Origin of the sequence: Mycobacterium sp. E3251, assembly GCF_001666835.1 — a bacterium.
Taxonomy (GTDB): domain Bacteria; phylum Actinomycetota; class Actinomycetes; order Mycobacteriales; family Mycobacteriaceae; genus Mycobacterium.
The window spans coordinates 1-1,286 of sequence record NZ_LZJF01000010.1 but is presented as its reverse complement, the minus strand read 5'-3'; the positions used below and the strand labels follow the sequence as shown (position 1 = coordinate 1,286).

General features: G+C 72.9%; 3 protein-coding genes. 2 read left to right on the top strand and 1 reads right to left on the bottom strand.

The features are described from left to right. Positions 1-33 precede the first annotated feature (33 nt). On the top strand, positions 34-222 hold the full coding sequence (locus A5697_RS27945) for a hypothetical protein (RefSeq protein WP_068007191.1): 189 nt from the start codon (positions 34-36) through the stop codon (positions 220-222). Continuing rightward, positions 219-884: a DUF2567 domain-containing protein gene (locus A5697_RS01030; protein ID WP_369806027.1), complete on the top strand. Its 666-nt coding sequence runs from the start codon at positions 219-221 to the stop codon at positions 882-884. Before A5697_RS27945 ends, A5697_RS01030 begins: the two co-directional genes overlap by 4 nt. Here the strand turns inward: A5697_RS01030 and A5697_RS01025 are convergent. Then, the coding region (locus A5697_RS01025) for a lipase family protein (protein WP_231971936.1) at positions 879-1,286 on the bottom strand (408 nt) is incomplete at its 5' end. The two genes, A5697_RS01030 and A5697_RS01025, sit on opposite strands and share 6 nt — an antisense overlap.

The following is a 1,286-nucleotide window of genomic DNA, read 5'->3' as shown; positions in this document are numbered from 1 at the left end:
CCGCTCGAGAGCATCCTGTCGACGCCCGAGGTGATGCACGTGTTCGAGAGCATCAAGCTGGGCGTGGCCGTGCCGACCGCGGCGCAGTTGGGCCTCGAGCCGCCCCGGTTCTGTGCGGAATGCGGCCGCCGGATGATCGTGCAGGTCCGCCCCGACGGCTGGCGGGCGCAGTGCTCGCGGCACGGTCAGGTCGACTCCGTCGACCTGGAGGCCCAGCGGTGACCGAGCCCGTGGAGGGTCGGGACGCCCCGCCGGCCGCAACCGCCCCGCGCAAGCCGCCGGTGCGCGCCATCGTCATCGCCGGGCTGGGGTCCGCGGCGGCCGGGGTGCTGGCCGGCGGGCTGTGGGCGTGGATCGCCCCGCCGATCCACGCCGTGGTGGCGCTGACGCGGGCGGGCGAACGGGTCCACGACTACCTCGGCACCGAGTCCGAGCACTTCTTCGACGCGCCGTGCCTGATGCTGGGCCTGCTGACCGTGCTCGCGGTGGTGGCGCCCGTGCTGGGGTGGCAGTGGCGTGAGCGCCGGGGGCCGGGGATGGTCGTCGCGCTGTCGACCGGCCTGTTGACCGCCGCCGCGGCCGCGACGGCTACCGGGGCCGCGCTGGTCCGGGTCTTCTACGGCGCGTTGAACTTCGACGCGGTGCCGCTGTCCAAGGCCCCGTCGGTGGCGTACGTCGTCCAGGCGCCCCCGGTGTTCTTCGCCCAGAACCCGCTGCAGATCGCGCTGACCCTGCTGTGGCCCGCCGCTATCGCCGCGCTGGTGTATGCGGTGCTGGCGGCCGCCGACGCCCGTGACGACCTGGGCGCCCTTCCGCCGGGCGGCCGGGCTTCCGATGCGCTGCCGCTGGGAGCCGGGGGTGCCGCGGAAGCGGCCGTGTCATAGCGGACGGCGGTGAATGCTCCGGCCGAAGACGACCTTGGCCGCGATCTTGGCCAGCCGCGCCATCCCGACGTAGGTCATCGGGTGGAACATCGTCGGCCAGGTGGTCCGGATGAGGTGCTCGGTCAGCGGGCGGCGGTCGAACCGGTCCGTGAGCCAGCGCAGCGTCATCGGCGCCGACAGCGGGTGTAGCAGCATGTGCTCGTTGAACGCGTCCCGGTGGTAGGTCACCTGGGCGCCGCCGGCCGAATAGGCGTCGGCGAGCACGTCGATGTCTTTCACGTCGATGAGGTAGTCGTGGACGGCCTGCACGATCAGCACCGGCGGCGTCGGCACGGCCACGCCCAGCTTGATGCTCTCGAACACGTGCATCACCTCGGGCGTCGACAGGATGCTCTCGAGCGG

Coding starts and splice junctions, on each gene's coding strand:
- A5697_RS27945 (WP_068007191.1), top strand. CDS start 34: ATGCACGTGTTCGAGAGCATCAAGCTGGGCGTGGCCGTGCCGACCGCG.